The sequence below is a fragment of the Kitasatospora sp. NPDC096128 genome (assembly GCF_040303105.1).
In the GTDB taxonomy this organism is placed as follows: Bacteria; Actinomycetota; Actinomycetes; order Streptomycetales; family Streptomycetaceae; genus Kitasatospora.
The window spans coordinates 1-1625 of the sequence record NZ_JBEOSP010000120.1; the positions used below are offsets into that span (position 1 = coordinate 1).

Sequence of the window (1625 nt, forward strand, 5' to 3'; positions counted from 1 at the left end):
GCGTTACTCAATTAACGATTGTTACAGCTGTTAATATGATGGGCTCAGGAATTATCATGCTACCTACTAATCTGGCACAAGTGGGTACAATGTCAATACTTTCTTGGATTATAACAACAATTGGAGCTACAATGTTAGCTTTTATATTCGCTAGAGCTGGCTTATATAGTTCAAAAGGTGGTGGAATGGGAGGATATGCAGAATACTCATTTGGCAAAGCTGGAGCCTTCCTTACTAATTACACTTATGGACTCTCTCTAGTTATAGCTAATGCGGCTATTGCTATATCTTCAGTAGGTTATATTGCTGTTTTATTTAATGTTCATTTATCACCATTGGCAACAGCAATGTGGACTATAGTAGTTTTATGGGTTGCAACAATATTGAACTTTGGAGGAGCAAATATTACAGGAAGAATTAGTACGTTTACAGTTTGGGGCGTTATTTTACCTGTAATTTTCATCAGTATTGTTGGTTGGTTTTACTTTAGTGGAAGTAGCTTTGCAACATCTTGGAACCCTCACAATTATAGCTTTATAGAAGGAATGGGTAAATCTATTTCTATAACACTATGGGCTTTTTTAGGTCTTGAATCTGCTGCAGCTAATAGTGATGCTGTAGAAAATCCTAAGAAAAATGTTCCTATTGCTGTAATGGGTGGTACTATAGGTGCAGCAATAATGTATATTTTATCTACAAATGTAATTTTAGGTATTTCTCCTATTAAAGATTTAGCTAAATCTAGTGCACCATTTGGTTTAGCATTTAGTCATATGTTTAACCCTACGATTGGTAATATTGTTATAGCTTTAATGATAATATCTTGCTTTGGATCTTTGATTGGTTGGCAATTTACCATTGCAGAAGTATTTAGAAGCTCAGCAGTTGAAAAATATTTCCCTAAAATCTTTGCTAAAACTATCGGCAATGGTACACCAATAATTGGAATGGTAATTATTACTGTATTACAAACGTTAATTTCATTAATGACAATTAGTCCATCTTTATCTAAACAGTTTACAATATTAGTCAATTTAGCGGTGGTAACTAATGCAGTACCTTATGTGTTAACAATGGCAAGTATTAAAACCATGCAAAAAGAAACATCAACAAGTATTTCTAATAAGACTATGAAGTGGACTAATATTATAGCAATTATAGCTGGTATATATACTTTATATGCTATTTACTCTTCTGGAGGAATAGCTGTTTACTATGGTGCTATTGTAACATTTGCTGGATGGACTCTTTATGGATTTATTTCTTATAGATTCGATACAGAAAAATCTAAAAATGTTAATGAATAGAAACGATTTATGATTTAAATTTCAAAAAACAGTCTAAGAAGTAAGAGTTGCTTCTTAGACTGTTTTTTGAAATGGATATAATATATACATTATTAATTTTGAATAAATATTTAGATAGGCGTAAAATGAAAATGTTAATAAAAATAAAGGATAAGATAAAATGAAAATGCACAACAACGAAATAAGCCGAATTCTTTTTATATCAACTTTAGGAGCATTCATTTTTTCAGTAACTGGAATATTTCTGGGTATTATTTCAAATAGTGATATGGTATTACTTGATGGTTTATATGCTGTCTTAAGCTTACTAATATCAGC

The 1625-nt window shown here is 31.3% G+C and carries 1 protein-coding gene; it reads left to right on the forward strand.

Features of this window, described 5'->3' with window-relative positions; all coding sequences use genetic code 11:
• On the forward strand, nucleotides 1-1307 hold a 1307-nt coding region (gene potE / locus ABTY61_RS41830; protein ID WP_350510494.1), incomplete at its 5' end, for a putrescine-ornithine antiporter.
• Between the last annotated feature and the right edge of the window lie 318 nt (nucleotides 1308-1625).